We start from the raw sequence: 26,848 nt of genomic DNA on the forward strand, positions 1-26,848 counted from the left end.
AAATGGCCCAGGAGACGGTTACGAACGGCACTGAAGCCCTGTTCACTCGCGAAGGCATGCCGCCCGTTAAGGAAATGATCCCGTGTGCCCTTCAGCACGTACTGGCATCGTTTGCCGGCATTATTACCCCGGCGGTCATCATGGCCGGCGTCTACGGCTTTAATAGCCAGCAGAGCACCGACATCATTCAGGTTGCGCTTATTCTTTCGGCAATCGACACGGCCCTTCAGGCCTTCGCTCCCTTCCGTCGCATCGGCGGCGGCCTGCCCATCGTCATGGGCGTTTCGTTCGCGTTCCTGCCGGCCCTGCAGGCCATGGGCGCCTCGGGCTTTAGCTTTGGTGCGCTGCTGGGCGGCGAGATTGTCGGCGGCGCCGTCGCGGTCCTCTTTGGTTTGGCTTACAGCAAGATCAAGTGGCTGTTCCCGCCCGTCGTGACCGGTACGGTCATCTTCTCCATTGGCGTTTCGCTGTATCCCACGGCCGTTAAGTACATGGCCGGTGGCATGGGCACGCCGCTGTGGGGCACCCCGCAGGCGTGGTGTGTCGCTCTCATCACCTTCGCCGTGGTCTTTGCGCTCGCCAACTTTGGCAAGGGCACGCTCAAGCTGGGATCCGTGTTCTTTGGCATGATCGTCGGCATGATCGTTTCGATTCCCTTTGGCATGATCGACTTCTCCAGCGTCGCCACCGCTCAGGTCTTCGCCCTTCCCAAGCTCATGCCCTACGCGCTCGAGTTTGATCCCGAGGTCTGCATTACCCTCGCCGTCGTGTTCCCCATGGTTGCCATCCAGGTTATCGGTGACGTCTCCGCCGCCTGCCTGGGCTCCATCGACCGTATGCCCACCGAGCGCGAGCTCTCCGGCGCTATCGTGTCCCAGGGCCTCACCTCTATGGTCGGCGGCCTGCTGGGCGGTCTTCCCACCAGCGCCCTTGGCCAGAACGTGGGCATCATCTGCTCCAACAAGGTCGTCAACAAGTGGGTCTTTGTGATCATCGCGGCCGTCTTTGCCATCGCCGGTCTGTTCCCGCAGCTCTCTGCCGTCCTTTCCGCTATCCCGCAGCCCGTCATCGGCGGCGCGACCGTCGGCGTCTTTGGCACCATCACCATGAACGGCGTGCGCATGTTCACCCGCGAGGGCCTCACGCAGCGCACCACCACCATCGTCGGCACCTCCGTCGTCTTTGGCCTGGGTATCTGGATGGCCAGCGGTTGCCTTGCCGGCGAGGGCATGCCCGCCTGGGTGTCCACCGTCATCGGCTCCAATGCCGTAACCCCCACCGCCATCATGGCCATTGTCCTTAACCTGATTCTTCCGCAGACGCCGGTCGTGGCTCAGCACATCGATGCTGCCAAGGACGCTGCCGTGGATCTGGTCTTGCCCGAGAGCAAGAAGTAACCAATTCGGTGCTATTTGTCGGCGGACGTATCGCCTCGTCCGCCGACGTCATGCGGCGCCAAGCCGCACTTCAAAGGGTTTGTCCCTTTGGTGAAGCGTTGACGGGAGAGGGCCCGTTTCCGGTGTAGGCCGGCGCTTCGCACTCCGCCATGTCAGAGGTGTCAAACCCCGCCTCTGATGTTGAAGGGAGCATCCATGCTTCTGGTCGCTAACGGTTCCGTCTTTACCCGCAACGCTCAGACCCCGTTCATTCCAAACGGTGCGGTCGCCATTGACGGAGATACGATCGTCGAAGTGGGCCCCGAGTGCGAGCTCAAGGCCAAGTACCCGGATGCCGAGTACGTCGACGCCCAGGGCAACCTCATCATGCCCGGACTCATCAACTGCCACACCCACATCTACTCGGGTCTGGCCCGCGGCCTTGCCATCAAGGGCTGCAACCCCACCAACTTCCTGGAGAATCTTGAGCAGCAGTGGTGGAAGATCGACGACAACCTGACGCTCGACGGCACCAAGGCCAGCGCCTATGCCACGATTCTGGACTCCATCCGCGATGGCGTCACCACGATCTTCGATCACCATGCGAGCTTCTGCGAGATCCCGGGAAGCCTCTTTACCATTAAGGATGCAGCTCAGGAGCTGGGCATGCGTTCATGCCTGTGCTACGAGGTCTCCGATCGTCGCGGCCAGGAAAAATGCGACCAGGCCATTGCCGAGAACGCCGAGTTTGCCCAGTGGGCCGCCAAGGAGCGTCGCGATAACGACAATCACATGATCGCCGCCATGTTTGGCGGTCATGCCACCTTTACGCTGTCGGACGAGACCATGGACAAGATGGCCGAGGCCAACAACGGCCTGACCGGCTTCCACATCCACGTGTGCGAGGGCATGAACGATGTGTGGGACTCCCGCCTCAACCGCGGCGGCATCAGCCCCGTCGAGCGCCTGCTGCAGCACAACCTGCTCGGTCCCGACACCATGCTCGGCCACTGCATCCATGTGACGCCCGCCGAGATGGATATCGTCAAGGAGTCCGGCACCTGGCTGGTCAACAACCCCGAATCCAATATGGGAAACGCCGTGGGCTGCGCCCCCGTGCTCGAGTTCTTCCGCCGCGGTATCCCCGTGTGCATGGGCACCGACGCCTACACCCACGATATGCTCGAGAGCCTTAAGGTTTTCCTGATCATTCAGCGCCACAACGCCGCTATGCCCAACGTGGGCTGGTGCGAGGCCATGACGATGCTGTTCGAGAACAACGCCAAGATGGCGAGCAAGTACTTCGATCGCAAGCTCGGTGTGCTTGAGCCCGGCGCTGCCGCCGACGTCGTCGTCATGGACTACAAGCCCTTTACGCCGCTGAGCGAGGAGAACATCGACGGCCACATGCTCTTTGGCATGATGGGCAAAAACTGCCGCACCACCATCATCAACGGCCGCGTCCTGTACAAGGATCGCGAGTTTGTCGGTATCGATGAGGACAAGATCAACGCGTGGACCATGGCTGAGTCCAAGAAGCTCTGGAGCACGCTCAACGATCGCGTCTACTAATTACAAGTAGATTCACGCGCGCCGGATGTTTCGCCGCATCCGGCGCGCGCATAGGCGGCCTCCGCGGGGTCGCCGGCGCTGTGCTAGCGCTACACCGTATTTGCGCCCGCCGCGCGGTCTCGCCGGGCGTTACAGAGAGGAGCTCATTATGAGCGACATCATGAGGCCGATCCCGTTTTCGCAGCTGATGAACTGGATCATCGAGGAGCACAAGACCCAGGGCGCCATCTTTGGCGTGCGCAAGATGGTCACGACCAACCAGGAGGGCGCGCTTCCCATTTTTGACGAGCGCATCGAGACTCCGTTTGGCCCGGCCGCCGGCCCCAACACGCAGCTGGCCCAGAACATCGTGGCCTCTTATGTGGCCGGTTCCCGCTTCTTTGAGCTCAAGACCGTTCAGGTTATGGACGGCGAGGAGCTCTCCAAGTGTGTGAACAAACCCTGCATCGTGGCACAGGACGAGTGCTACAACTGCGAGTGGTCGACCGAGCTCGAGGTTCCGCAGGCCTTTGCCGAGTACGTGAAGGCATGGTTTGCCTGCCACCTGATCGCTCGCGAGTACGGTCTGGGCAGCCCGGACGGCTTTGTCTTTAACATGTCCGTGGGCTATGACCTCGAGGGTATTAAGAGCCCCAAGGTCGACGCCTACATCGAGGGCATGAAGGACGCCAGCGGCTCCGACGTCTGGAACGAGTGCCGCGCATGGGCGCTCGCCAACCTGGACAAGTTTGAGCATGTCGACGCCGCGTTTGTCGAGTCCATTCCGGCGCGCGTGTCCAACTCCATCACCGAGTCCACGCTGCATGGCTGCCCGCCGGCCGAGATCGAGCGCATCGCGACCTATCTGATCACCGAGAAGGGCCTCAACACCTACATCAAGTGCAACCCCACGCTGCTGGGCTATGAGTTTGCCCGCCAGCGTCTGAATGAGCTGGGCTTTGACTACATCGTCTTCGATGACACGCACTTCCGCGAGGACTTACAGTGGGTCGACGCCGTGCCCATGTTCGAGCGCCTGATTGCCCTGTGCGCCGAGCGCGGCCTGGAGTTTGGCGTCAAGCTGACCAACACGTTCCCCGTTGACGTGACGAGGAACGAGCTGCCTTCCACCGAGATGTACATGTCCGGCCGTTCGCTGTTCTCGCTGACCATCGAGGCTGCCCGTCGTATTACCGAGCAGTTCGATGGCAAGCTGCGCATCAGCTACTCCGGCGGTGCCACGGTCTACAACATTCGCGCCCTGTACGATGCCGGCATTTGGCCCGTTACCCTGGCGACCGACGTGCTCAAGCCCGGTGGCTACGAGCGTTTTAGCCAGATGGCCGGCGAGTTTGGCGATCTGGACGGCAAGCCGTTTGAGGGCATTTCGCTCGAGGCAGTGACCGCGATCCAGACCGATTCGCTCACCAACCCGCTCTACAAGAAGCCGCTGCGCCCGCTGCCCGACCGCAAGGTCGCCGGCAAGAGCCCGCTTTCCGACTGCTTTACCACGCCGTGCCGCACGAGCTGCCCCATTCAGCAGGATATTCCCGCCTATCTGGCGGCTGTTGACGAGGGCCGCTACGAGGACGCGCTCAACATTATCATCGAGCGCAACGCCCTGCCGTTCATTACCGGCACCATCTGCCCGCATCCCTGCGGCCGTGCCTGCGAGCGTGCGTTCTACGAGCCCGAGGGCGCCCAGATTCGCGCCAGCAAGCTCAAGGCCGCCCGCGAGGCCATGACCGCCGTGCTGCCCAAGCTGCGTGCTCAGGCCATCGCCAACGACGGCGAGCGCAACGTTGCCGTTATCGGTGGCGGCCCGGCCGGCCTGGCGACGGCATTCTTCCTGACGCGTGCCGGCGTGCCCGTCACCATCTTCGAGGCCCGCGACTCTCTCGGCGGCGTGGTCCGTCACGTAATCCCCGAGTTCCGCATTGCGAGCGACGATATCTCCCACGACGCCGAGCTCTGCCTGGCCTTTGGCGCCAAGGTGCAGCTCAACGCTCGCGTGGAGTCCATTGACGAGCTCAAGGCCCAGGGCTTTACCGACGTGGTCGTGGCCACCGGTGCCTGGATGCCCGGCTCTGCGGGCCTGGGCGAGGGTGCCGAGCTCGATGTGCTGGAGTTCCTCGAGGCCGCCAAGAAGGGCGAGAAACTCGAGCTGGGTGAGGATGTCGTGGTCATTGGCGCCGGCAACACCGCCATGGACGCGGCCCGCGTGGCCAAGCGCCTGGCCGGTGTGAAGAACGTGCGCCTGGTGTATCGCCGCACCAAGAAGCAGATGCCCGCCGACGAGGAAGAGCTCGATCTTGCTCTTGCCGACGGCGTTGAGTTCTGCGAGCTGCTGGCGCCTAAGGCGCTCAACGGCTCTGTGCTGATCTGCGACGTTATGGAGCTTGGCGAGCCGGATGCAAGCGGCCGTCGCAGCCCCGTCGTCACGGGCGAGACCGTCGAGCTTCCCGCCACCACGGTGATCTGCGCCGTGGGCGAGGGCATCGACGCCAGCCTGTACGATGCCGCGGGCGTCGAGCACGATCGTCGCGGCCGCCTTGCCGCCACCTCCACCGGCGTCGAGGGTGTCTGGGCTGCGGGCGACTGCCGCCGCGGTCCGGCTACCGTGGTCGAGGCTATTGCCGACGCTGCCGAGGTCGCCCGTGCCATCGCCGGCGTGGACTTTAACAAGTACGCCGACTGCAACGAGCAGGTCGGCCGCGAGGACACCTGCTACGAGCGCAAGGGGTCGCTGTGCCGCGACAAGCGCAACTGCACCAAGACCCGCTGCCTGGGCTGCGGCTCGGTGTGCGAGGTCTGCTGCGACGTGTGCCCCAACCGCGCCAACGTGGCAATTAAGGTGCCGGGCCTGGCCAAGCATCAGGTCGTCCATGTCGACGGCATGTGCAACGAGTGCGGCAACTGCGCCGTGTTCTGCCCTTACCAGGAGGGTCGTCCCTACAAGGACAAGCTCACCCTGTTCTGGAGCGAGCAGGACATGGAGAACTCCGAGAACGAGGGCTTCCTGGCCGTGGACGAGGACCACTTTAAGGTTCGCGTCGCCGGCACGGTCCGCACCGTCTCGGTCGATGCTGTCAACACCGGCCTTCCCGAGGCCGTCCGCCTGACCATCAGGGCCGTGCGCGACAACTATTCGTACCTTCTTAAGAAATAGGCGAGTCTCTTATGGCCAAATCCATTCAACATAACGTGGCCTACGTTGCCTGCGGAAGCGGTTGCGCCTCCGCAGGCGGCGACGCCCGCTGCAGCGAAGGCTGCATTGGCTGTGGCGCCTGCGTCACGGCCTGCCCCCACGGCGCCATTGCGCTGGTCGATGGCATCGCCCGCGTGGACCGCTCAAAGTGCACGGGCTGTGGCCTGTGCGGCATGGCATGCCCGCAGCGCGTGATTGCCTTCGTTCCCGGCTACCAGAACATCCTGGTGCGCTGCAACAACACCGATAAGGGCGCCATCGCCCGCAAGATCTGCGACACGAGCTGCATCGGTTGCGGCATGTGCGCCAAAAAGTGCCCTGCCGGCGCAATCCGCATCGAGGACAACTGCGCCCATATCGACGGCGCCGACTGCCTGTCGTGTGGTATGTGCGCCGTCGTGTGCCCGCATGGCGCCATCCACGACCGCACCGGCATCGCCGCCGGCGTGTAGAAGGGAATCGCCATGGCACAGGAATTCACTTTTACCGTTAACGGCGTCGAGCGCACGACGACTCAGAACAAGCCGCTGCTCCGCTACCTGCGCGACGACCTGCACATTCACTCCGCCAAGGATGGCTGCTCCGAGGGCGCCTGCGGTACCTGCACCATCCATGTGGACGGTGCGGCCGTCAAGGCCTGCGTGCTGACCACCGCGCTTGCCGCCGGCCGCAACATCGTGACCGTCGAGGGCCTGCCCGAGGACGTGCGCGAGGCCTTTGTGTACGCCTTTGGCGCCGTGGGCGCCGTGCAGTGCGGCTTTTGCATCCCCGGCATGGTCATGGCGGGTGCAGCGCTGATCGCAGAAGATCCCGAGCCCACCGAGGAGCAGATCAAGTACGCCATCCGCGGCAACGTCTGCCGTTGCACCGGCTACAAAAAGATTATCGAGGGCATCTCGCTGGCCGCAGCGGTGCTCCGCGGCGAAAAGCAGATCGACGAGGACCTGGAGCGCGGCGACGACTACGGCGTGGGCAAGCGCGCCTTCCGTATCGACGTGCGCAAGAAGGTGCTCGGCGAGGGCAAGTACCCCGACGACATCGACGAGATCGACCAGCCGGGCCTGACCTATGCCAGCGCCGTGCGCTCCAAGTATCCGCGCGCCCGTGTGCTCTCCATCGATACCTCCAAGGCCGAGGCCCTGCCCGGCGTGGTGGGCATCCTGCGCGCCGAGGACGTGCCGGTCAACCAGGTCGGCCACCTTATCCAGGACTGGGACGTCATGATTGCCCAGGGCGACATCACCCGCTGCGTGGGTGACGCCATCGTGCTGGTGGTTGCCGAGGACGAGGCGACGCTCGAGAAGGCCAAGAAGCTCGTAAAGATTGATTACGAGCCGCTGGAGCCCGTGCGCAACATCGCCGAGGCCAAGGCCGTCGACGCCCCGCGTCTGCATGACAGTTTCTTTGCCTTTGGCAACACGGTGGAGCTCAAGGACAACGTGTGCCAGAGCCGTCACGTGACTCGCGGTGACGCCGCCAAGGCGCTGGTGGAGAGCGCGTTTACCGTGACACAGCGCTTTACCACGCCCTTTACCGAGCATGCCTTCTTGGAGCCCGAGTGCGCCGTGGCCTTCCCGTACAAGAACGGCGTCAAGGTGCAGTCGACCGACCAGGGCGCCTACGACACGCGAAAAGAGTGCGCCCACATGTTTGGCTGGGATAGCGAGCCCGAGCGCGTGGTTGTAGAGACTATGCTCGTGGGTGGCGGCTTTGGCGGCAAGGAGGACGTGTCCATCCAGCACCTGGCTGCGCTCGCTGCATATAAGTTCCAACGTCCTGTGAAGTGCAAGCTCACGCGTGCCGAGTCGCTTGCGTTCCATCCCAAGCGCCATGCCATGGACGGCACCTTTACGCTGGGTTGCGACGCCGAGGGCAACTTTACCGGCCTGGATTGCGAGATCAACTTTGATACCGGCGCCTACGCTTCGCTGTGCGGCCCGGTGCTCGAGCGCGCCTGCACGCATGCCGTCGGCCCCTACAAGTACCAGAACACCGACATTCGCGGCTTTGGCTACTACACCAATAACCCGCCCGCCGGTGCGTACCGCGGCTTTGGCGTGTGCCAGTCCGAGTTTGCGCTCGAGAGCCTGATCGACCTGCTGGCCGAGAAGGTCGGCCTGGATCCGTGGGAGATCCGCTACCGTAACGCTATCGAGCCGGGCGAGGTTTTGCCCAACGGCCAGATTGCCGATTGCTCCACGGCGCTTAAGGAGACGCTGCTCGAGGTCAAGGATGCCTACTACGCGCATCCCGGACACGCCGGTATCGCCTGCGCCATGAAGAACGCCGGCGTGGGCGTGGGTCTGCCCGATGCCGGCCGCTGCAAGATTCGCGTCGAGAACGGCGTGGCTACGGTCTATGCCGCCACGTCCGACATCGGCCAGGGTTGCAATACCGTCTTTTTGCAGGACGTTGCCGAGGCATGTGGCTTGCCGCTTCGCTGCATCGCCAACGGCGAGTGCTCTACCGAGAACGCCCCCGACTCCGGCACCACGTCTGGCTCGCGTCAGACGGTCGTGACCGGCGAGGCCGTGCGCGGTGCCGCCTTCCTACTGCGCGATGCTATGGTTGGCATCGAGGCTGGCAAGCCTGCGCCCGATGCTCCCGTGAGCGCGCATGGCGACGGCGTCAAGATCGAGTACGACGACGGTCGTGCCTATCAGCTGCACACACAGGAACTCGTCGCCGGCCAGGGTATGCATCCTCAAGATCCCGCTGCCGCCATCAAGGCGCTCGAGGGCTGCGAGTTTGGCTACGTGTACCTGGAGCCGACCGACAAGCTGGGCGCCGACGTTCCCAACCCCAAGAGCCACATCTGCTACGGTTTTGCCACGCATGTGGTCATTCTGGATGATGACGGCCGCGTGAGCGAGGTCTATGCCGCGCACGATTCCGGCAAGGTGGTCAACCCCATCTCCATCCAGGGTCAGATCGAAGGCGGCGTGCTCATGGGTATGGGCTATGCGCTTACCGAGGATTGGCCGCTCAAGGACTGCGTACCCCAGGCCAGGTACGGCACGCTCGGGCTGTTCCGAGCGCCCGAGATTCCGGATATCCACGCCATCTACGTGGAGAAGGACGAGCTGTTGCCCGTGGCATACGGCGGCAAGGGCATTGGCGAGATCGCAACGATCCCCACGGCGCCCGCCGTGCAGAACGCCTACCGCGCGTTTGACGGTAAGCTGCGTCCAAATCTGCCCATGGTGGATACCCCGTACAGCCGCGCTCGTCACCGCGGGTAGGGTAGAGCGCAGACGGCATTGCTGATGGGCTGTTCGCGCACAACACCAACTGCATATGCTGCACCTTTGGCCCCGGCTCCATCGCGAGCCGGGGCTTTTTCTTTGGAGCGGAAACTGCGCTTCGGAATTGGTGCTCGGTATGGGACAAGCTTTCCGGTAGAGCCTCAGGCGGAAAGCGTGTCCCGGAATTCGGCTCCAGAATGGGATGCCGTTTCCGGTTGGGGCCTTTGGCGGAAAGCTCATCCCGGAATTCGCGTTCAGACTGGGACACAGTTTCCCGATGGGGCGGGTTTCGGAAAGCGCGTCCCACTCCGCAGGCTCATTCTGGGACGCAGCTTCCGCTAGCCGCTTGTTTGGAAAGTGCGTCCCAGTTTGAGCGTCTATTCCGGGATGCAGTTTCCGCTGAGCGCTTCAACTGGAAGGTCTGTCCCGTTCTGGCCCTTGATTCTGGGACGCGCTTTCCGTTGAACATGCCATTCGGAAAGTGTGTCCCAGTTTGGCAGGCAGGCGGACATAAGCTCAGCAGCCTCTACAGGTCCACATCGTTGAGCCATGTCGGCAGGATGGTTTGGCGGATACCTGCCGTCTGCAGCTTTTTCGCGAGCATGCCTGCCGAGCGGACCTCGTTCATGGTAAAGCGGATGAGCGGATGGCCGTAGAGCGATAGGTGTGCCTCGCGCTGGCGTTCGGCAACGAGCGTCTCTGCCGTAGTGCGACCCGCAAGCATGGTCTGGTCGGTATATTTTACGAGCCCGTCGAGCTCACCCAGCGTGAGCTCCCGCGCCTGACGCCCCCACGCAAAATCCGTTCGCATGCTCTCGGTCGAATCGAAGGGGTCCGTCAGCTCGTATTGGAGCCGGTCGGGCGCAAAGCCCGTCTCGATCATGACGGCTCGAGCGACTGATTCTCCGCCGCTCTCGGCGCGCGCGTCGGCATGTTGCAGCGTGGTGAGCGCAGTACGCACCGCGCGCCCATTGCGAGCGCCCGCTCGTTTTTCGACTGCTTCCATCAGCCGCTCGCGCGTGAGGCCGAGCTTTGACATCGCCGAATCGGCAATGGGCATGCCGTCGGCAAAACCGGTCTGCAGCAGACAATCCGTTACCGTTTGGATGGGCGGCGTTGTCGATATGCCGGCCTGATTCACCGTGCTGGTCGGCTCAATCTGGTGGCGCTGAATTCGCGTGCCTGGTCGAGCCGATGGCTTTGTCGCGCTGCAGACATGCGCGACGTTCAGGTGTCGCCACGAGACCTCGAGACCCAGCAGACAGGCTGCCGAAAACGAGCAGAACGTCCAATCGGGATGGGCGAGCGCAAGAGTTCGGACAATTTCGACATGACGTTGCGCCCGGTTGAGCTCCTTCCAGCGCATCTTGCGTGCGAACAACCCCGGCATGGGCGAGACAATCGTGCTGCCGATGCGTCGCAGCAGTGCTTTCCGAATCGCCGTGCTCGGGGGAATCAGACATCGTCCCTCCTGCTCGGCTTGGGTTAGTAGCTGCTCGATGAGTTGGTCGTTGCAATGCGCCATGGGCTACCGCCTCCTATTTTTGGGGTAGCAAAAACGTATCAGCCGGAACTTGCCGCTCAGCTGACCAAAAGCTGACCAAAATCTAACCATGCAGGTAGATGGCCTGTTTTGACGTCATTTTCTTTGTCTGAATCGGTAGACGGTAATCGGCACCCGTGAACGGCAGCAAGTTATGAAGCTCTGGTAAGTTTATGGACGTGTACTTTTTCGAAAAAGAGCAGTTTTCCTGCTGTTTTGCGGCTCTTGGTCGCATGTTATAGGACATGTGATACGGACAACGAATTGGCAGTCGTTGTTGTCCGGCTGAACCGTAATGCGCTTTCCGGGTGCAGCCTCTCGACGTTATAGCTAGCTATAATATACGTAGCTATAACGTACATATGTTCGTAACAGAATAGAGCTGCAACGCGGCTTTACGCAGGGGCGTCAGGAGGCTGCAGCGAGCAGGGGGGACACCAGGCTGATTTCGTTTGCTGAGATGTGTAAGCTGAGGTTACGAAGCGCGTCCTGATTTGATGCTCGGAATGGGATGCGCTTTCCCATCAGGGCCTCAAGCGGAAACTGTGTCCCGGATTTCCGCCTCAGAACGGGACGCGCTTTCCCGATGGCTCACAGACGGAAACTGCATCCCGGAATCGAGCCTCAGAATGGGATGCCGTTTCCGGTTGAAGTCTCGAGCGGAAAGCGCGTCCCAGAATCCGGGCAATTCGGTGATCCAGTGGTTGAGTAAGCGCCGCGCCAAGGATGCCGAGCGTAAAACCTACAATGAAAACGGCGTAAAAACTGCATTGAGAATGGCGTAATTTCGTGGGAAGACGTCGCCCGCTGGTGTTGCGGAGGCGGTTGGCCTGCAAATCTTGGGCTTTCAGACGAGCTTGCGCGAGAGACAGCAAACCAGTATGTGCGCTCGAAGGCCCGCGTTCGCGTGCGCCCCAAGCGCTACTTCTGTGACCCGTCGCTTGGGGCGTAGTGGTTTTGCAGGGCGCCGTGCCTCCATTACCGAAAATCCATTTGTTAAACCCAACGTCCGTGGGTAGAATAATGTCGACGGCAGCCCAAGTAGGGAAAGCTGGGCAGCGCCGTTGCTTGGATTAAGGGGTCAACGCTTTAACGGCGGCGACCCCTTAATATGAGAAAGCCATTGTCAATAGGCGTGTTTGTTCGAGCCCGGTTTTAAACCGGGCTTTTTCGTTTCCCGTCGGGAGGGCCCGCGCACGCTGCACGTTTAGTCGACGCTTGCCTGGCAAGCTAATATCCGCGGGCTCTTGCGGGCGCGCTGCCGGCGGTCAGCCCGGTATGTCCGCGCACCCCACCGCATTTCGATTCTCCGTCCGGCGCGCTCGTCCGAAACCAGTCTTGTTCACGGGCGCGGCCCTTGGGCTGCCCAAAAAGGGCTCGTGAACGCGCACCGGCGATGCGTCGAGGCGCGGGCCCTCCCGGCGGGAGGCTTGTTGTCCGACGGGGTCAGCCGAGGGTCCCCTCCGCCCGGCGCCCGATCTCCCAGACCCAGCAGGCGAGCTCGCGCGCGACGGCGGCATTTGCCTTGCACGAGCTCTTGCCCGCCGCCGCCAGCGCCTCGCGGCGGCGGCAGAGCCTGGCGGTGCAGTCGTCGGCGCGCGCCCGGATCGCCGCGGGGACGTCCGCGCCGGGCGCCGGGGCCTTCGGGCGGGGCGTGCACGTCAGGTAGTGCCACGCCGACTCCACCAGTGCCGTCCTGGCGAGCCGGTTGCCCGTCTTGGTTATCCCGCCGCGCCGCTCGGTCTCGCCGCTCGAGCGCTCCGACGGGACCAGCCCGCACCAGCTCGCGAAAGCCGGGGCCGTCCGGAACCTCGTGAAGGAGCCCGCCTCGGCTGCGAGCCTGAAGGCCGTCAGGGTGTCGATTCCCTTGATGCAGGAGAGCGCCTCGACGGCCGGGCGCCACCGGTCGGTCCGGGCGAGGGCGAGCACCTTCTTCTCGAGCTGCCGGCGGTCCGACTCCGCGCACCTCGCGGCCGTGACGTAGTACTCGAGCACGTCGCGCTGGGGCCCCTCGAGCCTGATCCCGGATATCCACCTCCAGTGGGCGCGCGTCCAGGACCCCCTCCTCGTCCCGTCGGCGTTGCGCTCGTCCCAGACGTGGCCCAGCCTGATCAGGAACATGTTGAGGCGCTGCCTGGCGCGGCGGTACTCCACCGTGGCGTCGTCGAGGGCGCGGTCGAGGTCCCGGGCGGCCTCGACGGCCGCATCGGGCAGCGGGACCTCCACGATGTTGTGGGTGGCGAGCATGCGGGCGATGAACTCGGCGTCGCGCCGGTCGTTCTTGCGGCGCGCGTCCGCCGCCGGCCTCTGCATCTTGGAGACGGCGGCCACGGCGCAGTCGAGGCCGAGCGCGCGCAGCTCGCGCGCCATGTGGAAGCCGGTGGGGCCGCTCTCGTAGCAGGCCCTGGGCTCCTCGAACCCGAGGGCCCACTCCGCGATCTCGGCGGCGTCCGTCCCGAAGTCACGGTGCACCACCTCGCCGGTGAAGGGGTTGAACGCCGCGGCGGCGACCGATCGCGCGTGGACGTCCAGGCCAATGGAGGTAACATGGGGCATGGGAAGCCTCCTCCCCGCAGGTGCGGTAAGGGCTACCGCACGGGCCGATACTCAAAGCCCATTGTGGCATCCCGAGCCCGCGGAAAGAAGCTGCGCTGCGGGGGAGGCGACCCAAATGGCTTTCTCATATCGTCTTACGTTGCTTCGAGCACTGCTTAAGCGCCTCGGAAAGTCCGATGAGCGCCGTGAGGAGCGAGACCAAAGCGGTCAGGAGCTTCACGAAATCAATCAAATCGGTCATGGGCATCACCTCCCGTCGCATGGAGGGCGCTGCCCGGCACATTGAACTGCCGCCAACAGTAATCATTCTATCAAAGTACAGCTAAAAATACGAATATATGTTCGATAATAACAGCGATGAGACCAGCTCAAAGCGCAGCCTTATACAAGAGTGTTGGATGGCCGCGCTGGGCGATTTCATGTCCGCACGGGCGCCTATCCTTACGGCAATGTAGCCGCCTATGTAACGAGCGGCAGTCGACGGAGAAAGGCCTGACCGTGTCAGCTGAAAAGACGCCGGGTGTCTCGGCTATCGATACGACGAACTTTGCGCGCCAGATTGTGCTCGACTTTGAGTTTGCGCCGGTGCCAAAGCAGCGCCAGCGCCGCAGGCTGCGCAACGAGATTATCGAGGTCGGCGCGGTCAAGCTCGATAACCGCGGCAACGTGATGGGCGAGTTCTCGCAGTTTGTGCAGACGGAATATGCCGAAGGCGTTGCGTATCCCGTCCGCGAGCTCACGGGGATATCGGCCGTGGACACCGCGATGGCCGATCCTCTCTACGCGGTGATCAAAAGGCTCAACGATTGGATCGGTCGCTACTCCGCCCAGGTGGTCTGCTGGAGCGGGGCGGACCGGCGACAGCTTTTGACCGAGTGCCAGGCGAAGCGTATCGACCTCGCCGCTATTCCCACGGACTGGGCCGACCTGCAGGCGTTTTACACCTCGATCATGGACGTGGGCAGCCACGGGTGTGTCTCGTTGAGTGACGCGGCAACGTGGTTTGGCATCGATTTTGATGAGTCGACGGGCCACGCCCACAGCGCCCTCGCCGATGCGCGCGTGACCGCCAGGTTGCTTAAACAGGTTATCGATGGGGACTACCGTGTGAGCCCGCGCGCCCAAGAGGTCCGCCAGCGGTGGGGGATGGGCGAGCGAGCCCAGACGCGCCTTTCCAAGAAGTGCCCAGAGCTGAGCGAACTGCTGCTGAAGCTGAAGGCGGAGGGGAGGTAGGCAGGGCTCCAGAATGACCCTGGCTCAAGTCATCGGGGCTCATTTTGCTTTCTTCGGAGCTTTCTCACGGGGCTGACTTTACTTCGTCTCATTTCGTATAAAGCGGCTGCTAGATTGCATGGTGATGATAAAATTAATCAGTTCAACACCAACAGTTGCCGTCTTGCGCAATGAGGAGTTCCGAGACGTATGAACGAGTCTGATACACGGCTTAAACTCATCGATCCTGCGATTATGAAGTCGTGGGATCGCAATACCCAAGTCTTCACTGAGTATTTCTTTACTAGTGGCGAGATCGTCATGCGTGGAAGCGTGGTTGTCCGTAAAGACAAGAAGAAGGCTGACTACCTTCTGATGTATGCCCCGGGCATTCCTATCGCAATCGTCGAAGCCAAGGATACGGAGCACACCGTTGATGCCGGTCTCCAACAGGGGATGGGATATGCCCAACTGCTCGATATTCCGTTTGCGTACAGCTCAAACGGAAAGGGTTTTGTTGAGCACGATTTTCTTACCGGCAAAGAGCACGCTTTTGCCATGGACGAGTTCCCCACTCCGGCGGAACTCTGGACACGATACTCAAAAGCTAAGGGGCTTGAGCATCCGTATAGCCAGGAGATTGTGACCGCTCCGTATTACCAGGAGCACGGTGGCAATCATCCTCGCTACTATCAGTGCATCGCCATCAACCGCACGCTTGAAGCTATTGCGCGAGGCAAGAATCGCATCTTGCTCGTTATGGCAACGGGAACGGGAAAGACTTTTACGGCTTTTCAAATCGTTCATCGCTTGCGGCAGACTACCGAGGTTCGTAAGGTTCTCTATCTGGCGGACCGGAATATTCTCGTCGATCAGACCATAGACGGCGATTTTAAACCTCTCAAGAGGGTTACAACTAAGGTCGTAGGTCGAAAGCTCGATTCTGCTTACGAGGTCTATTTCTCGCTCTACCAGCAGCTTGTTGGAGAAGACGGTGAGGAAATATTCCGCGAGTTCGATTCGGAATTCTTCGATTTGATTATCGTCGACGAATGTCATCGCGGAAGCGCCGCGGCGGACTCCGCATGGCGTAAGGTACTCGAGTATTTCAATTGTGCAATTCAAATCGGAATGACGGCCACACCAAAGGAGACTGAAGAAGTTTCAAACATTACCTACTTTGGCGAACCTGTCTACACCTACTCCCTTAAACAGGGAATCGAGGATGGCTTTCTTGCCCCGTATAAAGTTATTCGCCCTAAGCTGAACGTCGACATTTACGGATACCGTACTGAGGAGGGCACCGTAGATGATCGCGGCGAAGCTCTGCCCAAGCGTGTTTTCGAAAAGCAAGACTTCGACAGCGAGATTGTCATCAAGGAGCGCTACGAGGAAGTTGCCAAGCGAATAACTCAATTTCTCAAGGAGACGGACCGATACTCCAAGACTATTGTCTTTTGCGTTGACATTGAGCACGCCGAAAACATGCGGCGCGCCCTCGTGAACGAGAACGCCGATATCGTAGGAGACCACCCCACCTACATCATGAAGATTACGGGTGACGATAGAGAAGGTAAAGCCCAGTTAGATAACTTCATCGACCCCGACGAGAAATATCCGACTATCGTTACGACTTCGAAGCTTCTCACCACTGGCGTAAATTGCAAGACGTGTAAGGTAGTCGTGCTCGACAACAAGTTCGGTGAGCACGGAATGACGGAGTTCAAACAGATTATCGGCCGCGGAACCCGTATTTGTGAGGACTACGACAAACTCTACTTCACCATCCTCGATTTTCGTGACGCATCGCGCCTGTTCGCGGATCCCGAGTTCGATGGCGAACCTGTTGTTGTGTTTGAACCAAATCCTGACGACCCCATCGCTGAACCAGATCCCGATGACAATGACGATAAAACCGGTCCTGTTCTGCCTCCGTCTCCGATCGTAGACCCACCCGTATTACCGCCGGACGATTCGTCCTCTCATGTGAAATATCACGTTCATAGGGCCGACGTCTATGTGATGTCGGAGATGGTGCAGTACTACTCCTCCGATGGCCTTCTTGTAACTGAGAGCCTTAAGGACTATACGCGGAAGAATATTCTCGGCGAATACGACACTCTTGATCACTTCCTAGCGGCGTGGAACTCTGAGCATAAGAAGCAAGCGATTATTGATGAGTTGCGCGCACGTGGCGTATTTCTGGATGAGTTGCGGCGTGAGACTGGCCAGGAGCAAATGAGCGACTTTGACCTCATCTGCCATATTGCTTACGACCAACGGCCTCTTACGCGCAGTGAGAGGGCCAATAGCGTCAAGAAGAAAGGCGTACTCTATGAGTATGCCGGCGTCGCGCGTGAGGTCCTTGAGGCGCTTCTCGAAAAATATGCGACGTCGAACCTCGTAGATTTGGACGACACTCACGTCCTTGACCTTGAGGAATTCCGTCGGTTTGGCAGTCCAATGAAAATCGTCGCCGCATTTGGCGGCAAGCAACAGTACATTCAGGCAGTGCAGATGCTCGAAGACGAGCTCTACATCGCATAGGGAAAGGTAACGATAACAAATGGCACTGGGATCTCTTGTAAAGACCCTGCAGAATATCATGCGTAAAGACGCTGGTATCAATGGCGATGCACAACGCATCGAGCAGATGACCTGGCTTTTCTTCCTCAAGATCTACGATGCCAAGGAACAGGAGTGGGAGTTTCACGATGACTCCTATCGGTCTATCATCCCCGAGCGTCTACGCTGGCATAGCTGGGCACATGATGCGAAGGACGGCAAGGCACTTACCGGTGACGAGCTCCTCGACTTTGTGAATAACGATCTCTTTAAGACCCTTGAGAGCTTAGAGCTTGCTCCCGAAGCGCCTTTGCGTCACGTTGTCGTTAAGGCGGCTTTTACTGACGCTAACAACTATATGAAAGATGGCATTTTGCTTCGCCAGGTCATCAACGAGATTGACGCGGCGGTTGACTTTACCGAGTACAAAGAGCGCCATGCTTTCGGCGAAATATACGAGACCATTCTGAAAGACTTGCAATCAGCAGGCAACGCCGGCGAGTTTTACACGCCCCGAGCGGTGACCGACTTTATGGCCCAGGCACTTGCGCCCAAGTTGGGCGAGACCGTGGCTGACTTCGCGTGCGGCACAGGCGGCTTTTTGACGAGCGCTCTTAAGATCCTGGATGCCCAAGTCCAAACTCCAGCCGACCGCGAGCTCTATGCAAGATCGGTCTACGGTATCGAGAAGAAGCAGCTCCCTTATCTGCTGTGCGTGACCAACATGCTGTTGCACGATATTGATAACCCTGAAGTCTTTCACGATAACTCTCTTGAGAAGGATGTTCGCGAGTGGAAACACAAGTCTGACGGCCAGTTTGATGTTGTGCTCATGAATCCCCCGTATGGCGGATCTGAGAGCGCATCGGTGCAAAACAACTTCCCCGTTGCGCTCCGCAGCTCCGAAACCGCGGATTTGTTCCTTGGACTCATTCTCTATCGCCTCAAGCGAGGCGGCCGTGCTGCTGTCATCATTCCGGACGGTTTTCTCTTTGGCCAGGACAGTGCAAAGACGGAAATTAAGCGTCGCCTGCTTGAGGACATGAACCTGCATACCGTTTTGCGCCTTCCGCAGAGTGTTTTCGCTCCGTACACGAGCATCACTACCAATGTTCTGTTCTTCGATAATACGGGGGCCTCTGAGGGCGTCTGGTTCTATCGCATGGACATGCCCGAGGGGTATAAACACTTTTCCAAGACTAAGCCCATTAGGATTGAACATTTTGCACCTGTAAAGGAATGGTGGGAGAACCGTCGGGATATCGAGGAAGACGGCAATCCCAAGGCCAAGTTCTATACGGTTGACGAGCTGCGAGACGGTGGCTTCAATCTTGATTTGTGCGGCTATCCACACGAGGAAGAAGAGATTTTGCCGCCTGACGAGCTGATTAGGAACTACAAAGAAGAGCGCGCTAGGCTCGACGCCGAGATTGACCAGAAGCTGGCTCGAATTTGCGAGATTCTTGGGATTGAGGCGTAGATGAAGGCAAAAGACCTGAAGAACTCAATCCTGCAAATGGCGGTTGAGGGAAAGCTCGTTCCACAAGACCCGAGTGATGAGCCTGCCAGCGTCCTGCTTGAGCGTATTCGTGAAGAGAAACACAAGCTTATTGCTGAGGGTAAGGCCAAATTCCCGAAGGGCGGGGAGAGCATTATCTACATCGGTTCCGATGGCTCCCCCTATGAGAAGAGGGTAGATGCCAAGGGCCGTGTGTTGAGCGATAAGTGCATTGCGGATGAGGCGCCGTTTGAGATTCCGGAAAGCTGGACATGGGTGAGGTTATCTGCCGTTGCGTCTTTTGGAGGCGGAAAGACACCTTCCACGAACGACAAATCAAACTACGCCCACGATGGTGTGCTTTGGGTTACCTCAAAAGACGTGAAGCGTGACCATATCGACAGCACGCTAATCACGCTTTCAGAAAAGGGCGCCTCGGAACTTACTCTTTATGAAAAAGGTTGCATCGTTATGGTCACAAGGAGCGGTATTTTGAGGAGACTGCTGCCTGTCGCCGTTCTTGATAAGCCCGCAACAGTAAACCAAGACCAGAAAGTAATCATCCCAGCTGACCATTCATTGAGCGAATGGCTGCTTTGTTATTTTCAGGGTAGTGACTATCGCATTCGCACCGAATTTGGTAAAGACGGCACCACGGTTGAAAGTGTTGTCTTCGACAAGGTTAAAGAAATGCTCGTCCCCCTCCCGCCCCTCGCCGAGCAGCGCCGTATCGTCGGGCGGGTGAACGACCTCATGCCCCTGGTCGAGGAGTACGGCGGGCTCGAGGACGCCCGCGAGGCGCTCGACGCCGCGCTGCCCGGCCGCTTGCGGAAGTCGGTGCTGCAGCTGGCGGTGCGGGGCGGGCTGGTGCCGCAGGACCCCGCAGACGAGCCCGCCGCCGTCCTTCTCGAGCGCATCCGCGGGCAGCGCCGCCAGCTCGTTGCCGAGAAGAAGATGAAGGCCCCGAAGGGCGGCGAGTCGATCATCTTCGCCGGTTCTGATGGCCGCCGCTATGAGAAGCGGGTGGACGTCAAGGGCCGCGAGTCCGAGCCCGTCTGCATCGAGGACGAGATTCCGTTCGAGATACCCGAGGGCTGGGAGTGGGCGAGGCTCGAGAGCGTCATCGTTTTATTGTCAGGAACAGACCTCAATTCATCTCAGTACAACGACCGACATGAAGGAATCCCATATCTAACCGGAGCCTCCAATTTTGCCGACGGCAAGCTAATCGAAAATCGCTGGACCGTTGAACCGTCACGCGTTTCAAGAAAGGGGGAATTGTTGTTTACATGTAAAGGAACAGTTGGCGAAATGGCTATCAATCGATTTGATGCCGCGCACATTGCGCGTCAAATTATGTCAATTACGCCAAATGAATACGGCATGCTTCCCTATATAACGCTGTTTCTGAATGCCATGGTCGAAGATATCAAATCACACGCTAAAGGAGTTATTCCTGGAATTGAGCGCAACACACTTCTAGCGCGATTGATCCCCGTTCCGCCCTTGGCAGAAGAAAGTCGAATAGCTGAAAAGTTTGCAGAACTGCTTAATATAGCTGTTTAACTGGTTTCATGACATTGTCGAAAGGATGATGTCATGAGGGCGTTTGATCAATACTTACGGGAAAATGGTTATGCTGAGAATACGATTGACTCGTATTCCTTTGCAATTTGTCAGCTTATCGATAGAACTCAGTCTCTAACTAACCAGTCACTTCTCGCGCATAAAGAGTGGCTGGTTTCTTCATTCGCTCCGAAAACAGCTAACAACCGCATCGGCGCAATTAACACCTATCTTGATTTCATCGCTTTTGATGGAATCCGACTCAAAGGGGTGCGAATTCAGCAGAAGCCGTTTCTCGACAATGTCATCAGTAACGAGCAGTACGTTCAGTTAATCGACGGTCTGAAGCAAGACGGTGACTGGTTTTGGTATTTCATTGTCCGCTTTCTTGGTTGTACTGGTGCGCGAGTAAGTGAGTTAAGGCAGTTTAAAGTGGAACACGTAATCGCTGGATATATGGATATCGTTTCAAAAGGCCAAAAGCTTAGGAGAATCTGGATTCCTGACTCTTTGCGCCAGGAAAGCATTTCATGGAAAGCCGGCTCAATGAACGGTCTTCTATTTCCGGGCAAATACGACAACGCGATCACTTCACGTGGTATATCCATGGGGTTGAAACGAGCAGCCCTACGCTATGGCGTCGACCAAGACGTCGTTTATCCGCATTCGTTTAGACACCTGTTCGCAAAGAACTTTATCGACCGCAACCCAGACATTTCATTGCTTGCCGACCTCATGGGGCACGAGAGTATTGAAACAACACGAATTTATCTGCGGCGCACCGCCAATGAACAACGCGCCGCAGTAAATAAGGCTATTGATTGGTGAGTTTCGACAATGCTGCGCAGAACTGGCCTACGATACGGTGTTGTTCGGCGAGGGGTGGGATGGGGATCAAGTAGTTTCTGACCGTCTCCTGCGCAAGCTCTTTCTGCTTCGTGCTGCCACTCGCTTGGTCTTCAATTACAGACTGGACTGACGGCCCCGCAAAATAGACGAAAGCAAACCGGTGATCGAGACAATCCTCCTGCGTCCTGATTACAGTCACGTGGCTGTCGGCGACAGCCCAGCCGTATCTGTTTTTCGCCGAGTCGTAGACTGCCATCCTGCCCAGCGTGCCGAGGCCGGTTGAGTTCCAGAGCAGGTCGCCGTCCTTCAGAACCCGCTCATCCGCATACTTGGATACGGTGGCCGGGTCGATGAATCTCGCCTTCTCCACGGAGAATCCGCTCCACTGGTTGCATTTCTGGGCGATCACGGGGTATTTCTCGACCGTCGAGTATTTCGGCGATTTGCCCCTCTGAATGTACGTGGTGACGCTCTCGAGCCTCGCCCACTCCCAGCCCTCGGGTATCTCGAACGGAATCTCGCCCTCGATGCAGACGGGCTCGGACTCGCGGCCCCTGGCGTCAACCCTCTTCTCATAGCGGCGGCCATCGGAACCGGCGAAGATGATCGACTCGCCGCCCTTCGGGGCCCTCATCTTCCCCTCGGCCACGAGCTGCCGGCGCTGCCCGCGGATACGCTCGAGCAGGACGCCGGCGGGCTCGTCTGCGGGGTCCTGCGGCACCAGCCCTCCCTGCACCGCCAGCTGCAGCACCGACTTCCGCAGGCGGCCGGGCAGCGCGGCGTCGAGCGCCTCGCGGGCGTCCTCGAGCTCGCCGTACTCCTCGACCAGGGGCATGAGCTCGCCGACGCGCTCGACGATGCGGCGCTGCTCGGCGAGGGGCGGGAGGGGGATCAAGTAGTTTCTGACCGTCTCCTGCGCAAGCTCCTTCTGCTTCGTGCTGCCACTCGCCTGCTCTTCAATTACGGACTGGACTGACGGCCCAGCGAAATAGGCGAAGGCATAACGGTAGTCGAGCCAATCCTCGCGTGTCCTGATCACTGTCACGTGGCTGTCGGCGACGGCCCAGCCGTATCTGTTTTTCGCCGAGTCGTAGACTGCCATCCTGCCCAGGGTGCCGAGGCCGGTCGAGTTCCAGAGCAGGTCGCCGTCCTTCAGAACCCGCTCATCCGCATACTTGGATACGGTGGCCGGGTCGATGAATCTCGCCTTCTCCACGGAGAATCCGCTCCACTGGTTGCATTTCTGGGCGATCACGGGGTATTTCTCAACCGTCGAGTATTTCGGCGATTTGCCCCTCTGAATGTACGTGGTGACGCTCTCGAGCCTCGCCCACTCCCAGCCCTCGGGTATCTCGAACGGAATCTCGCCCTCGATGCAGACGGGCTCGGACTCGCGGCCCCTGGCGTCAACCCTCTTCTCATAGGGGGAGCCATCGGAACCGAATTGGCTTTCAACTGTATTCGCGACGAGCGTTGTAAAATCTAACGATATGAGCATCCCGATTGCTTCTGTGCTTTGATGCTCTCGTCTTTAGCGCCCTCCACTTAGCGGAGGACTGACCGTAAGCGGCGTAAACAAGAAAAGGGGGCAACCGCAAATGAAAGCAACCGAGGCGAATCTGCTCGACCTTATGGGCGTGGCGAAGATGCAGTTCGTCATTCCCGTGTACCAGCGAGTTTACTCGTGGAGCGAAAAAGAGTGCGAGGTGCTTTGGGACGACGTCATGCGCGCTGGCCATGATGGCGTATCGCACTTCGTGGGGTCGATGCTCTATATCCCCGAGTCCGAGAGCTCTGCTACGAGTATCTCGCGCGTGCTTCTGATTGACGGACAGCAGCGCCTGACGACGTTTTCGCTGATGATTGCTGCCTTGGCTGACTATCTGGAGAGTAATCCCGACAAGGCTGGCTTCCTTGGCGATCTCAAGATTTCAGCGTTGCGGAAGAACTACCTCTTTAACGATGATGACTACAACGGTCTGGCGCGCTACAAGCTAGTGCTTTCGCAGGACGATAAAGAGACGCTGTTCTCCATCGTGTCTGGGTCTCCCGTGCCAGATGAAAAATCGGATCGTATTGTCGAGAACCATGCGTTCTTCCGTGAAAAGATGCACGGGAAATCATTCGACCCCGCAAGGCTTTGGGCGGGGCTAAACCGCGTGCAGGTCATCGACACTAAGCTTACCGCTGGCGTTGATAATGCCCAGCTCATATTTGAGTCCATGAACTCCAAGGGCAAGCCGCTCACGCCTATTGACCTCATTCGTAACTACGTTCTTATGTCGCTCCCCAACGACGAGCAGACCAAGCTCTATGAGGGTTACTGGCATCCGCTCGAGCGCTTGTTCGGAAAAGGCGGCGAGGAAGAGTTCAATGCATTTATCTGGTACTGGCTGTGGCTCAAGGTTCCCAATAGGATGCCAAAGGAAAACGAGGCCTACTACGAGTTCAAACGCTATTTCGCTGATGACTACGATGGTGACACCGAAGGCCTGCTTAAGGAGCTGCGCGGGTATGCACATAGATACGCCAGTCTGTTCCTTGGTAAGGAGAAGGACGACGGACTGCGCCGAGTGTTCGGCAGAATCGTAAGCCTCGACGTGAAGCAGATAAGGCCCCTCTTAATGTTGCTTTATTCGGTTTACGAGGGGAATGGACTAGACCGCAATGCGTTTTTACGTATCTGCGAGACTATCGAGTCATTCCTGTTCAGGCGGGCGGTTTGCGGCAGGCTTACCACGGGCCTAAATAATTTCTTTGCCGGCATGTATCGCAATCTCGAGCAACAGGACGATATCGAGGAGTACGTTACGGCGATGCTCCTTATCCACAGTAGCGGTATGACCGCGTACTTCCCGACAGACGAGCATTTTGTCGAGGAGTTTAAGACGCGTGACTGCTACAATCGCTTCTCCAAAAAGCGCTATTACCTGGAACGCATGGAGAACTGGCACCACCCGAAGGAGCCCATCTCAGCCGACGATTACCAGATCGAGCACATCATGCCCCAGACGATCGATGATGAGCACGGCTGGAAGGAATCGCTTGGTGAGAACTGGGAAGACGTCCACGACAGGCTGTGCAACAACTTGGGGAATCTTACGCTGACGGGCTACAACCAGGAGTACTCAAACCGGTCGTTCTCGGACAAGCTCAATCTGCCTGACGTCGGATTTAAGTGCAGCCCGCTCTACCTAAACAAATCGATTGTCTCGCATGAAAAATGGGGTGAGGAAGAGATTGGGCAGCGCGCGGACGAGCTGGCGAAAGAAGCGTGCGAGATATGGAAGTATCCCGACCTTCCGGCAGACGTCGTCGACAAGTACCGTCCTTCTCGTGGGGAGTCTGACGAGGCTCCTGTCTGGACTCTGCAGGAGAACCACCCCACCTTTGCCGAAGGTGGACTCAACCAGAAGCTTTTCGATGAGGTGTGCGAGTCCGTTCTGAGTGGTAACCCTTCGTGGGAGTCCTACATAGCCAAGTACTATGTAGGCTTTAGGTCGGGCAAGCGAAAACTGCATGCCGTGCTGGAAGGCAGGACTAGCAACGGTGGCTGGATTGCCGTTGGCTTGGCAAAGAGTGTGGATGATCTAACGGATCCAGAGGACATGTGCCAGGACAAACGTACGCAGGGAGGATTTGGTCCAGGCCTTCCGACCTATGTTGCTCTTCGGAATGCCGATGACATTCCCGCAGTACTCGATCTTATAAAGCAGTGCTAGGGCTCATCTGAGACCTACTGTGGACCATGGATTAGAGAGTTTACCGGCATTTCAGCTGAATATAGCTTGTGGGTCTTTTGCTCATGGGGCTGACGGCGGTAAACGCAATCGCCCGCAACTGAAGGAGGGTACAGACTCGTGCTCACAAAAGGGGGCTTCCAGAAACCCGGAAGCCCCCTGCTGGCTCGATGCGATACCCGCATGCCTCGTAGCCTCTTTTGACGCGGACAGTTAACTTAATCGCTAATTCAGCTTGACCCAGATGGCCGGGCGCACGCCGAGTTCTTCGTACTGTGCGTAGTCGTCATCGCCGTTGACAACGCCGGACCAATCGACATAGCTGCTAAGGAATTCGCTATCGTCGCTATCGGAATAGTCCCAGTCATCTTCGTCGTCCCAAAGCCAATCCCAGTCATCGTCTTCGTATTCTTCTATGGTCGAAGTCCACCACTTTGATTCGGATACCGTATCGATTGATGTTGCGTCCAAGATATCGTCGTCGGAAACATAGGTATCTAGCTCCACAGCGCTCGGAAGGCTAACGCCGTTCTTCAACAGGGCTCGTTCGGCACTCGAAAATGCATGATTCTTAAAGTCGGCGTTCAGATACTTATACAGCGAGCTATACGCAAAATCCGATACGTCGCCGCTCTCGTCGACCGCTTTCGAATCGATAATCTGTTCGGTCATGAGAAGAGCCCTGTCGCCATCCTTGTGAACGACGATCCACTTAATCGGTTTACCCTCGACAGAGGTGCCTTTATAGGCGGGCAACTCACCCGAATACGTGCCAAGCTCGACGATTCCGCCAATCCGAGCATCTCTAATTTCGGCTTGCTTCGCCTTTGTCTGCGTGAAGCCAAAGAGAGAGAATGCAATCAGGCCGACAGCTGCGATCGCGCCCACGATTGCGGCGCGTTTGAGTAGCTGCTTCTTTTTCTTATGGGATGTTGCGATACGCTGCTCTGCCTCGATGACTCGTTCCGCGGAATCTTTGTATCCCAGCTTGGCAAGTTCCTCAAAGTTGTCTTTGGCTTGCTGTAGCAGCGAGACATTATAGGATTCGAGCATCTCTACGCTGGTCCTATAAAGCCTATCTTTTCGCGACTCTTCCAGGTAGGATGCGCTTTCGAGGTCGACCAGCTTTCCGTGCTGCGCCCCACAGTCCCAGCAGTCTCTGCGCACAATATTGACGGCTCCGCAGCCACATTGCCACCATCCGTCATGGTCGGCGTGAGCGTTCGTGCATTTGTCCGGCTGCGCCTCCATTTCTAGGAGTTGCACAATGCGCTCAGATTCTTCGTCTTCATTGAGCGCGAGCGGCTTGAGGCTGTCAATTTCGATTGCCGCGCCAAAGTCGCACTGGTTGTCGACTCTTGTCACGGTGGCCTTTGCACCGGCAATTACCGATAGCTCGATCTTTTTTGCTTGTGGTCTAAGGATTTCGCCACCTGGGAGGTCGGCATCCAGAAGCGTAAAGTCGACCGACTCAGTCTTTCCATCTTCGCCCGCCAGATCGATGGTGAACTCAATGCGACTGATTGTTTGGCTTGTCACATTGACGAGCTTAGTTTGAAGAAAGCAGGTGCCCGTCTCGGTGTCGCGTGCGACTTGGATAGCAAGCATCCGTACGGGGCATAGCTCCTGCCAGCTTAGGTTGTCGTCGCGATAGATAACCTTGTACTTGGACATGACTGCACCTCGGGGAGAGCATCGTCATTGCGCGTATAAGACGTTTGGGTCGCAGGGACGGCTCGATCGGGCAGGGCACATACGATCAGGCCGAGCACGAGCGCTGTGCCGCAAAGTCCAATAAACCAGAGGAGTCCAGCGCCGTCAGTATAGTAGCCCTTGATCTTAGCGATTTTGACAAGCTCCGAGACGCCAAGGATGTTGGCTACAAACGGCAGCAAAAAGATAAGAATGATGATCAGCTCGGGTAAACGAAACAACACGA

The 26,848-nt window shown here is 58.7% G+C and carries 16 protein-coding genes; 11 read left to right on the forward strand and 5 right to left on the reverse strand.

Annotation, left to right across the window (positions count from 1 at the left end; translation table 11 throughout):
* Positions 1 to 2 precede the first annotated feature (2 nt).
* From AB5Z14_RS01135 to xdh, 5 genes are all read left to right on the forward strand, one after another.
* Positions 3 to 1,397: a uracil-xanthine permease family protein gene (locus AB5Z14_RS01135; protein WP_055252519.1), complete on the forward strand. Its 1,395-nt coding sequence runs from the start codon at positions 3 to 5 to the stop codon at positions 1,395 to 1,397.
* Between the two features lie 195 nt (positions 1,398 to 1,592).
* Positions 1,593 to 2,948 carry a putative aminohydrolase SsnA gene (ssnA, locus tag AB5Z14_RS01140; protein WP_368129950.1) on the forward strand — a complete coding sequence of 452 codons (1,356 nt, stop codon included), beginning with the start codon at positions 1,593 to 1,595 and terminating at the stop codon, positions 2,946 to 2,948.
* Between the two features lie 148 nt (positions 2,949 to 3,096).
* Positions 3,097 to 6,096 (forward strand): putative selenate reductase subunit YgfK, encoded by a 3,000-nt coding sequence (gene ygfK / locus AB5Z14_RS01145; protein WP_368129951.1) that lies wholly within the window; start codon positions 3,097 to 3,099, stop codon positions 6,094 to 6,096.
* Positions 6,097 to 6,107: 11 nt separating this feature from the next.
* Positions 6,108 to 6,587 (forward strand): 4Fe-4S binding protein, encoded by a 480-nt coding sequence (locus AB5Z14_RS01150; RefSeq protein WP_055252516.1) that lies wholly within the window; start codon positions 6,108 to 6,110, stop codon positions 6,585 to 6,587.
* Positions 6,588 to 6,599: 12 nt separating this feature from the next.
* On the forward strand, positions 6,600 to 9,377 hold the full coding sequence (gene xdh / locus AB5Z14_RS01155) for a selenium-dependent xanthine dehydrogenase (protein ID WP_368129952.1): 2,778 nt from the start codon (positions 6,600 to 6,602) through the stop codon (positions 9,375 to 9,377).
* A gap of 529 nt (positions 9,378 to 9,906) precedes the next feature.
* On the opposite strand, the gene AB5Z14_RS01160 is transcribed toward xdh, so the two are convergent.
* A complete protein-coding gene (locus AB5Z14_RS01160) occupies positions 9,907 to 10,905 on the reverse strand; it encodes a hypothetical protein (RefSeq protein WP_368129953.1) in 999 nt (332 codons plus the stop codon).
* A 1,464-nt stretch (positions 10,906 to 12,369) separates the two neighbouring features.
* On the reverse strand, positions 12,370 to 13,479 hold the full coding sequence (locus tag AB5Z14_RS01165) for an IS110 family RNA-guided transposase (protein ID WP_368129954.1): 1,110 nt from the start codon (positions 13,477 to 13,479) through the stop codon (positions 12,370 to 12,372).
* A gap of 498 nt (positions 13,480 to 13,977) precedes the next feature.
* Here AB5Z14_RS01165 and AB5Z14_RS01170 point away from each other — a divergent pair, with 498 nt between their 5' ends.
* The 5 genes from AB5Z14_RS01170 to AB5Z14_RS01190 all read left to right on the forward strand — a co-directional run bounded on the left by AB5Z14_RS01170 (position 13,978) and on the right by AB5Z14_RS01190 (position 21,148).
* A complete protein-coding gene (locus tag AB5Z14_RS01170) occupies positions 13,978 to 14,712 on the forward strand; it encodes a 3'-5' exonuclease (RefSeq protein ID WP_368129955.1) in 735 nt (244 codons plus the stop codon).
* 189 nt (positions 14,713 to 14,901) lie between these two features.
* Entirely contained in the window at positions 14,902 to 17,238 is a 2,337-nt protein-coding gene (hsdR, locus tag AB5Z14_RS01175) for an EcoAI/FtnUII family type I restriction enzme subunit R (RefSeq protein ID WP_368129956.1), read from the forward strand.
* A 19-nt stretch (positions 17,239 to 17,257) separates the two neighbouring features.
* Positions 17,258 to 18,736, forward strand: a complete 1,479-nt coding sequence (locus AB5Z14_RS01180) for a class I SAM-dependent DNA methyltransferase (RefSeq protein ID WP_368129957.1) — start codon at positions 17,258 to 17,260, stop codon at positions 18,734 to 18,736.
* Positions 18,737 to 20,320, forward strand: coding sequence for a restriction endonuclease subunit S (locus AB5Z14_RS01185; RefSeq protein WP_368129958.1), 1,584 nt, complete (start codon positions 18,737 to 18,739; stop codon positions 20,318 to 20,320). It abuts the gene before it with no gap.
* 33 nt (positions 20,321 to 20,353) lie between these two features.
* Positions 20,354 to 21,148 (forward strand): tyrosine-type recombinase/integrase, encoded by a 795-nt coding sequence (locus AB5Z14_RS01190; protein ID WP_368129959.1) that lies wholly within the window; start codon positions 20,354 to 20,356, stop codon positions 21,146 to 21,148.
* Here AB5Z14_RS01190 and AB5Z14_RS01195 read toward each other — a convergent pair.
* Positions 21,135 to 22,667 (reverse strand): restriction endonuclease subunit S, encoded by a 1,533-nt coding sequence (locus AB5Z14_RS01195; RefSeq protein ID WP_368129960.1) that lies wholly within the window; start codon positions 22,665 to 22,667, stop codon positions 21,135 to 21,137. The two genes, AB5Z14_RS01190 and AB5Z14_RS01195, sit on opposite strands and share 14 nt — an antisense overlap.
* 100 nt (positions 22,668 to 22,767) lie before the next feature.
* Between AB5Z14_RS01195 and AB5Z14_RS01200 the strand changes: the two genes are divergently transcribed.
* Complete coding sequence (locus AB5Z14_RS01200; RefSeq protein WP_368129961.1) at positions 22,768 to 24,891, forward strand: DUF262 domain-containing protein; 2,124 nt, start codon at positions 22,768 to 22,770, stop codon at positions 24,889 to 24,891.
* 243 nt (positions 24,892 to 25,134) lie between these two features.
* On the opposite strand, the gene AB5Z14_RS01205 is transcribed toward AB5Z14_RS01200, so the two are convergent.
* The gene (locus AB5Z14_RS01205) at positions 25,135 to 26,583 is read right to left on the reverse strand and encodes a DUF6273 domain-containing protein (RefSeq protein WP_368129962.1); all 1,449 of its coding nucleotides are present in this window, start codon (positions 26,581 to 26,583) and stop codon (positions 25,135 to 25,137) included.
* Entirely contained in the window at positions 26,544 to 26,846 is a 303-nt protein-coding gene (locus tag AB5Z14_RS01210; protein WP_368129963.1) for a hypothetical protein, read from the reverse strand. Before AB5Z14_RS01210 ends, AB5Z14_RS01205 begins: the two co-directional genes overlap by 40 nt.
* Positions 26,847 to 26,848 lie beyond the last annotated feature (2 nt).

The organism is Collinsella aerofaciens, from assembly GCF_040910265.1.
GTDB classification, from domain to species: domain Bacteria; phylum Actinomycetota; class Coriobacteriia; order Coriobacteriales; family Coriobacteriaceae; genus Collinsella; species Collinsella aerofaciens_BK.

Coding starts and splice junctions, on each gene's coding strand:
- AB5Z14_RS01135 (WP_055252519.1), top strand. CDS start 3: ATGGCCCAGGAGACGGTTACGAACGGCACTGAAGCCCTGTTCACTCGC.
- ssnA (WP_368129950.1), top strand. CDS start 1,593: ATGCTTCTGGTCGCTAACGGTTCCGTCTTTACCCGCAACGCTCAGACC.
- ygfK (WP_368129951.1), top strand. CDS start 3,097: ATGAGCGACATCATGAGGCCGATCCCGTTTTCGCAGCTGATGAACTGG.
- AB5Z14_RS01150 (WP_055252516.1), top strand. CDS start 6,108: ATGGCCAAATCCATTCAACATAACGTGGCCTACGTTGCCTGCGGAAGC.
- xdh (WP_368129952.1), top strand. CDS start 6,600: ATGGCACAGGAATTCACTTTTACCGTTAACGGCGTCGAGCGCACGACG.
- AB5Z14_RS01160 (WP_368129953.1), bottom strand. CDS start 10,905: ATGGCGCATTGCAACGACCAACTCATCGAGCAGCTACTAACCCAAGCC.
- AB5Z14_RS01165 (WP_368129954.1), bottom strand. CDS start 13,479: ATGCCCCATGTTACCTCCATTGGCCTGGACGTCCACGCGCGATCGGTC.
- hsdR (WP_368129956.1), top strand. CDS start 14,902: ATGAACGAGTCTGATACACGGCTTAAACTCATCGATCCTGCGATTATG.
- AB5Z14_RS01180 (WP_368129957.1), top strand. CDS start 17,258: ATGGCACTGGGATCTCTTGTAAAGACCCTGCAGAATATCATGCGTAAA.
- AB5Z14_RS01185 (WP_368129958.1), top strand. CDS start 18,737: ATGAAGGCAAAAGACCTGAAGAACTCAATCCTGCAAATGGCGGTTGAG.
- AB5Z14_RS01190 (WP_368129959.1), top strand. CDS start 20,354: ATGAGGGCGTTTGATCAATACTTACGGGAAAATGGTTATGCTGAGAAT.
- AB5Z14_RS01195 (WP_368129960.1), bottom strand. CDS start 22,667: ATGCTCATATCGTTAGATTTTACAACGCTCGTCGCGAATACAGTTGAA.
- AB5Z14_RS01200 (WP_368129961.1), top strand. CDS start 22,768: ATGAAAGCAACCGAGGCGAATCTGCTCGACCTTATGGGCGTGGCGAAG.
- AB5Z14_RS01205 (WP_368129962.1), bottom strand. CDS start 26,583: ATGTCCAAGTACAAGGTTATCTATCGCGACGACAACCTAAGCTGGCAG.